7 protein-coding genes are annotated in these 7,176 nt (G+C 42.5%); 2 read left to right on the top strand and 5 right to left on the bottom strand.

Going from position 1 to position 7,176, the window contains the following annotated elements:
- Window position 1: 1 nt before the first annotated feature.
- Both F6J94_RS27130 and F6J94_RS27125 read right to left on the bottom strand, forming a co-directional pair.
- Window positions 2-295, bottom strand: coding sequence for a hypothetical protein (locus F6J94_RS27130; RefSeq protein ID WP_293029176.1), 294 nt, complete (start codon window positions 293-295; stop codon window positions 2-4).
- A gap of 82 nt (window positions 296-377) precedes the next feature.
- On the bottom strand, window positions 378-1,493 hold the full coding sequence (locus F6J94_RS27125) for a glycosyltransferase (protein WP_293029178.1): 1,116 nt from the start codon (window positions 1,491-1,493) through the stop codon (window positions 378-380).
- Window positions 1,494-1,771: 278 nt separating this feature from the next.
- Between F6J94_RS27125 and F6J94_RS27120 the strand changes: the two genes are divergently transcribed.
- Window positions 1,772-3,172 carry a hypothetical protein gene (locus F6J94_RS27120; protein ID WP_293045975.1) on the top strand — a complete coding sequence of 467 codons (1,401 nt, stop codon included), beginning with the start codon at window positions 1,772-1,774 and terminating at the stop codon, window positions 3,170-3,172.
- On the opposite strand, the gene F6J94_RS27115 is transcribed toward F6J94_RS27120, so the two are convergent.
- Window positions 3,151-3,297 carry a hypothetical protein gene (locus F6J94_RS27115; RefSeq protein WP_293029183.1) on the bottom strand — a complete coding sequence of 49 codons (147 nt, stop codon included), beginning with the start codon at window positions 3,295-3,297 and terminating at the stop codon, window positions 3,151-3,153. The genes F6J94_RS27120 and F6J94_RS27115 overlap by 22 nt on opposite strands.
- A gap of 95 nt (window positions 3,298-3,392) precedes the next feature.
- Here F6J94_RS27115 and F6J94_RS27110 point away from each other — a divergent pair, with 95 nt between their 5' ends.
- Window positions 3,393-4,427: a sulfotransferase gene (locus F6J94_RS27110; RefSeq protein WP_293045972.1), complete on the top strand. Its 1,035-nt coding sequence runs from the start codon at window positions 3,393-3,395 to the stop codon at window positions 4,425-4,427.
- A 112-nt stretch (window positions 4,428-4,539) separates the two neighbouring features.
- Here F6J94_RS27110 and F6J94_RS27105 read toward each other — a convergent pair whose 3' ends face one another.
- Together F6J94_RS27105 and F6J94_RS27100 are read right to left on the bottom strand one after the other, a co-directional pair.
- Window positions 4,540-5,115 (bottom strand): DUF4276 family protein, encoded by a 576-nt coding sequence (locus F6J94_RS27105; protein WP_293030842.1) that lies wholly within the window; start codon window positions 5,113-5,115, stop codon window positions 4,540-4,542.
- Window positions 5,115-6,299, bottom strand: coding sequence for an AAA family ATPase (locus tag F6J94_RS27100; RefSeq protein WP_293045969.1), 1,185 nt, complete (start codon window positions 6,297-6,299; stop codon window positions 5,115-5,117). Before F6J94_RS27100 ends, F6J94_RS27105 begins: the two co-directional genes overlap by 1 nt.
- Between the last annotated feature and the right edge of the window lie 877 nt (window positions 6,300-7,176).

Raw genomic sequence — 7,176 nt, 5'->3', positions numbered from 1 at the left:
TTCAATCAACAAAATAAATATCCTCTATAGATTCTTTTGTTTTTTGTAAATGTTCCAACATTTTAGATTCTCCGATCCATTCATCAAAATCAAAACTATGGACTAATTCATCGTTATTAAAGCGAGTAATAAATTCCGCTGTTGATAATTTGTATTTAGTTTCAAATTCCTGAAGGCGTTGTTCTGTCCTTTGAATTCCTGCTTTAACACTCTGTAATCTTTCTGACAAGGCACTTTGAATAATTCGTTTTAGTGAATCTGGATCTTTTGATCTAATTTTGAGTTCAGCCATCATTTTTTTAAGTTTTTTTTTATTGACGTTAATAAGGTTTATAAGGGAACAGGGAATAACGAATCGCACCCCTATTTCCTACTCCCTACTCCCTATTGAGTTCATTAATCGCATCAGCATAAGCCATTGCTGCTGTTTCCCACTTCGGCAAATTACTACTAATCTCAACTAGTTGTTTTTCTTTCAAACCACCGATTACCTTCTCGGCTGCCTCCCTAGGCTGATCAGGATCAACAGTAATAATGGCAGACCCCCCTGCTTCTAAACCGGCTTGATTCCCTTGAGATACCACCACGAAGCGACCAAATGATGCGGCTTCGGCAATCGGTAGTCCAAATCCCTCCCGGTCAGACAGAAACACTACCGCTGTTGCCTCTCGATACCATTGAGCCAAAATGCGATCGCTTATGTGACCATGATACTGAACCCAAGGCAAGCTCTCAATTGAGTTGAGGAACGCTTCACCGCTAGCTTGGGTGGAAGTATTCATCCCTCCCACTAAATGCAATTCCCAAGGTTCACCACTAAGCTCTCTAAGTTGAGAGGTTAATGCCACAGCTTCCGGTAAACGCTTGGCAGCTGGGTCGATCCGACCTACCGATAACAAGAATGGTCCAGTGGGAGCAGAAATCGAGACGGTCGGTAACTTAGCTAGGGGTGAGTCTACTCCATTCGGAATAGTTTTCAGCTTCTGTTGAAGCCTTGGGTTAGGGCGAAAGTGTAGCAGGTCATTCTCCGTAGCTTTGCTTACCACGATAATCTGCTGGGCAAAACGAATCGAGGCATCCAGGTAAATTAGCGATCGCAAAGCCGTTTTTATGCGATCGCCATACTTATTAGCCGCTTTCCATTCATTGACATCATGAAGCACTGCAATAGTAGGTGGATGCCACGGCAGTACGATCGGGTTAGATAGCCAGACTAGAGCCTCTACTCCTGCTTGAGCACAATACCCATTAAAGCGAGTAGCCACCCAACCATACCGCTTTGCTGGGGAGTAATCCAGCGGTGGTAGGATATTAACACTATCTGCCAACTCCTGTAGGGTAGGGGTATTCTCAAACGCATTCGGAGAAGCCAAGATTTTCACCTTAGTGCCTCGGCTGATCAGTTCCTCAACTAGAGGTGGTAGTAATCGATTGAGATACTGCCCAATCCCTAAGCGAGGACCAAGATAATGGGCAATTAAAGCAACAGACATAACTTATAGCACAGGAAACAGGGAACAGGGAGTCGGGAATCGGGAATCGGGAATCGGGAATCGGGAATCGGGAGTAGGGAGTAGGGAATAGGGAACAGGCAAAAAATCCGTGTGTGTACTCCACTAATATGAAAACCGCTGTAGCTTAGATGTAGGAATAATTTCTAACTTAGTTACAATACCACTAAATAAAATCATAAAGGAACAGGCATTTAGAAAATTTTCCACTTTCCACTCCCGACTCCCGACTCCCGACTCCCGACTCCCTAATCCCAACAATGAACAAAATAATTTCCTGGTATCGATGGGCGATGCAAACAGGGCAGCTACCATTTGCGATAATTTTAACCATAACCATCTACCAACCCTTTGAAGACTTTGTTCTCAACTGGCTCCCCTTACCATCACCGTTAATTTCATTAATACGTTTTGTTCCCGAAATTATCCTTTACATCCTAATGGTAAGGGTAATTTACCTGCGGATCTCCTCTGGTAAAGGTATACGAAAAACCCCCCTTGATATCCTGATTATTGCCTTTTTCCTCGGTACCATGATTTCCATTGTTGTTAACCATGCTGGACTTGCAGGTAGCATTAAAAACTTACGCACTAATTTTCGGTATATCTCCGTTTACTATACTGTTGTTAATATTGACATTTCTATCGAACAGCTTTCTCTATTATTAAAAAGTATTAGACTAGCCAGTTTAATCCAGGCAGGTATAGCCTCCATCCAATACTTCTTACCCGCCAGCATCACTCAGAAACTATTCACCAGGCAAGTCATCCACTCCGGCACAATGGCTGCCAAAAATGCCAGCATTGGCACCTTTGGCGACAGTGCCATCCTTTCAGGATTCCTGATGTTAGCCATTTCAGTATTTATTAGCCATGTCTACACCCACTCTAGTCATCTTATTCCCACTTTCAAAGACTCCGCTAGTATTTTAGTGCTATATTTCGCCAACTTTGCTTCCAAAAAGCGAGCTGGACTGATGATATCTCTACTAATTCCTATTCTAGTATTAGTTCATCTCAAACGTAAAAGAGATACTGCTCTCATCCTCTGGTTTTCTACAGCAATTTTGATAACTGTAGTATTAATTTCCCCATTATTGAATCTTCAAACATCAGCAGCTTCCGTCTCTGAAAATGGTGAAATTCCTGATTTAACTTCCTATTTCTTCTCGATTTTTTCTCCAGATTACTGGCAACACAACTTAGAAGCTCAGCGGGGTTGGGCAGCCAAGACTATTGTTAATGGTTTGATGAATTCAGGAGGCTGGTTTGGCTTTGGTCCAGAGCCTGGTGCCTTACAAAGAGGAATAGAAAATTCCGTGATTCTCTCCCCAGATGAACAACGGCATTTATCCTGGCATGTGGAACTCCTGGAAGATGCCTACTGGTTTGCCTTCCTGGGGTATTTTGGAATTGTTGGTTTGGGGATTTTTTGGCTAATATTGCTACGGCTTTACCAAACCTCTAACTCTCTGATTAAATCCTCTTCATCCCTGGAATACAAATCCCTTGGGGTGATGCTTTGTACGATAATTATTGTTTCTTTCTTTTACACCTTTGTGGAAAGGACATTTAAACTTCGACCCTTTAGTTTTTATTTTTGGTTACTGGCTGGACTAGTAGTTAATTCCTGGTCTGTTCAACAAAGGAGTAGGGAATAGGGAGTAGGGAGTAGGGAGTAGGGAGTAGGGAATAGGGAATAGGGAACAGGGAACAGGGAACAGGGAATAGGGAATAGGGAATAGGGAATAGGGAATAGGGAACAGTATAAAAGAAAGACAAGCATTTTTTTGTTATGCTTAATCCTTAGTGCTGATATACTTATCATACTGTTACCAATTCCCCCATCACCCTATCACCCTATCACCCCATCAGCCCATCATGATTGATCATCAACCAAGAGTGGAACAGATATTTGTAGTAGGAAACTCCCGCAGTGGCACTACTCTGATCGGTCTAATCTTGGGATTAAATTCAGAGGTTTTCACCTTTGAGGAACTCCATTTTTTTGAGCAGTTATGGTCCGAGCAGCATCGGGACTCTTACCTGACTCAGGCAGAAGCAGAACAGCTAGCGGCTCGCCTCCTATCAATTCAGCATAGTGATGTTCTGCGTCCAGGGGATCCCAGTGACTTTAGTGAAGAAGCCAAAGCAATTATTGCCCAGTTTCCGGAGCAAAGGCTAACCTCTGGGGATGTCTTTAAGGTATTTCTGGGATACAAAGCTGCCAAAAACGCTAAGAAGATTCCTTGTGAACAAACTCCGCGCAATGTTTTATACATGGCTGAAATCCTGGAACTTTATCCCGAAAGCCGGATTATTAATATGGTTCGTGACCCCCGAGACGTACTGCTGTCACAAAAATATAAGTGGCGAATCAAATTCCTGGGTGCCAAGAATATTCCTTATCGAGAAGCCTTCCGGTCTTGGTGCAATTATCATCCCTTTACCATCTCAAAACTTTGGAATGCGTCGATTAACGCTGCTGAAAAATTTGCCAATCATCCGCGATGTCGTACGGTGAGATTTGAAGATTTGGTCACAAATCCAGAGCAGACGGTGGAACAAATTTGCCAGTTTCTAGGTCTGGAGTTCCAATCACAAATGTTGGACGTTCCTCAAAATGAGGGCGGTGTCTCATCCCATAAGCAAATCACACCAAAACGTCGGGGAATTGACCCGAATACCACTGGAAAATGGCGGCGTGGGGGACTTTCTGTGACAGAGATTCATATTTGCCAGCAAGTAACCTATACTAACATGCTCAAGCATGGTTACTCCTATGCTTCGATGAAGCCCAACCCCTTGATGTTAGCATTAAGCTGGGCATTTTTACCTGTAAAATTGACCCTAGCTTTGTTAATGAATCTTGACCGAACCCGAAACATTGTAGAAGCGATTCGCAGACGCTTGTAGATGGTAACCCTGCTATTAAGGTCTTGGGTTTTAGGGAGCAGGGAGCAGGGACTTCGGAGCAGGGAGCAGGAGTGTCAAACAGCTTTTAGGAGATGCACCCAACCGGATTTGGTCATGGTGATACCTCTAAGATCTGTTTAATACCTTTAATAAAGACTTGAAAACTGTGGGATGTATTGTCAGTTAAAGATAAATAGGGTGCAATTTTTTTAGAATGGATTCCTGGATAGTATTCCTCAACTAAACCTTTAAGCTCTTGTTTGGCAGAGTTAAGCTGATCGGGGTTACGGTATTTCTTTTTACTTTGTTGTTTACTGAGGCTATTAGGTTTCATGTTATAGGCTTTTTCGACTGCGGCTAAGTTTCCTAAGAACCAGGATTCTAATTCATGGCAGATGATCCGAATCATCACATTATTGGATTTTCCGGCAGTTTGACAAATTTCTAATAGTTCGGATTTGAGTTTTTTGCAATCATGGGAGTCTTGGTCATGGACGATAATGAATCTAGTGTCGGGACTATATTGAAAGGCTTTAATTTTTTTAGTAATAGATTTAAATAAGTCCTGTTTGCCTTGGTGGGGGATACAAAGATAGGTGATTTGATCGGGGATAATTTTCGGTAGGAGTTGATCTAAAACGTTTTTCATGGAGCGTTCTTCTAGCATAAAAATCAGGTCATAACTCATTAGGGGGCAACTCCTTCAAACCAGCCTTGATTCCATAGATAGCCAGGTAAGTCTCCAGCTTCAACTAGATTGACAAGGGTTGGATTATCTTTAGCCCTTGAAAATTTGGTGATCCCATGTTCTTTGGTGAGCCAAAAGATGCTCTCCAGGGGAACGGCATTTAAAAAGTCAGGGGAGTGGGTAGAGACAAAGACCTGGCCACCACGATTGGCATAACTGGCAAATTCTTCGGCGAGTTCATGTAAAAGGCTGGGGTAAAGTTGGTTTTCGGGTTCTTCGACACAGAGCAGGGGGTGAGGCTTAGGATCGAAGAGCAATATTAAATAGGCAAACATTTTCATGGTGCCATCGGAAACATAGCGATCGATAAAGGGGTCTTTAAAAGCTTCATCTTGAAATTTTAGGATTAGTCTGCCGTCTTCAGTATTTTTGGCTTCTACTTTGGAAATGCCGGGGACTCGCTCTTGCATTCGCTGGAGAATTTTCTCGAATATTTCGGGATGTTCTTGATAGATGTATTGGGCTACTAATGCCATATTATCTCCTGTGGGGGAGAGGTGTTCGGCATAGAATGCGTCTTTGCTGCCTCTAGCTTCATTGATATGAAAGTCGGAAACATGCCAGTTTTCGATCAGGGAACGAAAGGCACTGGCGGCTTTGAAGCGTTGGAATTGTCCTAAGCCTTTTATGGCTAAAATGTCGCTGGATTCAAGTTGTTGTTCTTCCCGTTGTAGTTTTGTGTCAGCTTGGTCAAAGTTTTCTTCGTTAAGAATAGCGTATCCTTTTCCTTTTCGAAAGTCTAGGAAATGAAAAGGTTTACCGTGTTCGCCACGTTTATAACGAAGAATTTCTCGTTTTATGAACGGTCGTCTCTTCTCCTGTCCAATGATCAAAATATAGGTAACAAGGCGCTCATTCTCTAGAATTTTCATACGGAACTGAAGTTCTATTTCGATATCTTCTTGCTCTTTCCCTCGGGTGATAACTTCATTGAAACCGCCACGAACTTGGAGAGCTTGACGAATATTATTTTTGAGAGCATCGTGGATAAAACCAAATATGTCAAATAGGGTTGATTTCCCGGTACCGTTTGCACCAACTACAACAAAAAATGCGGGAATATTTTTGATTTCCAGGTTTTCAAATACACGATAGTTTTTAATTTTTATGGTAAGGATTTTCATAGTCTATGATTTACCTAAACAAACATTTAAGGAGCATCCATCCCGGGAGCATGTCAAATTTGTAATTAGGTACATAGATCCCCCCTAACCCCCCTTAAAAAAGGGGGGAATTAGATTGAAAAGTCCCCCTTATTAAGGGGGATAATGGGGGATCTGAATCAGGGATTAACAAAACTGACATGCACCGATCCATCCCTAACTAATCACAAAATCCCCTCGATCGTGGCATCAATTTCTACCAAATTGCGATCCACTTGCTTCAACTCCGCCGCCACCACCCCTAGATTAATCTCCGCTGACTGTTCCCAAGTCTAGCATACAGCCATTACAGCCCAATCAGGTTATCAAGGCTAGCTCTGTTTTTCGTGAGTACTAACCTACCGTTGGATATGTCTATCACGACTTACGCAAAGCCCCCTAAATCCCCCAATTATGATACTGCTGGCGAATTTAACATTTAGAAATATCAGCCTGAAGACAGCAGTCTTTATAGCCCCCCAACCCCCAATTCTGGGGGAGCATGAACTTAAAGTTACCCATCTGCTACTCTTGTGTAAACAAATATTAATTTCGCCAACGGTATCAATTATGGGGGACTTTGACATCATTACCCCCCAAAATTGGGGGGCAGGGGGGCAAAACCAACTAACTTCGTAAGTCCTATCTATGGTGCTTTAGGATCGTCTATCCTGTGATCGAAGGGGAGCATGTTACCTAATTACAAGGGTAACATGCTCCCTACTAAGACGCCTAAGTCTGTTAAAATGTTACTAATTATCAGCTGAATTAATCAGGGAAAAATAATCATGAATATCCTGATTTCTGCTTATGGCTGTTCCCCAGTAAGAGGGTCTGAATATGGTATAGGTTGGAATGT

The organism is Moorena sp. SIO1F2 (assembly GCF_010672755.1).
In the GTDB taxonomy this organism is placed as follows: Bacteria; Cyanobacteriota; Cyanobacteriia; order Cyanobacteriales; family Coleofasciculaceae; genus Moorena.
This window is presented reverse-complemented; position numbering and strand designations above follow the sequence as displayed.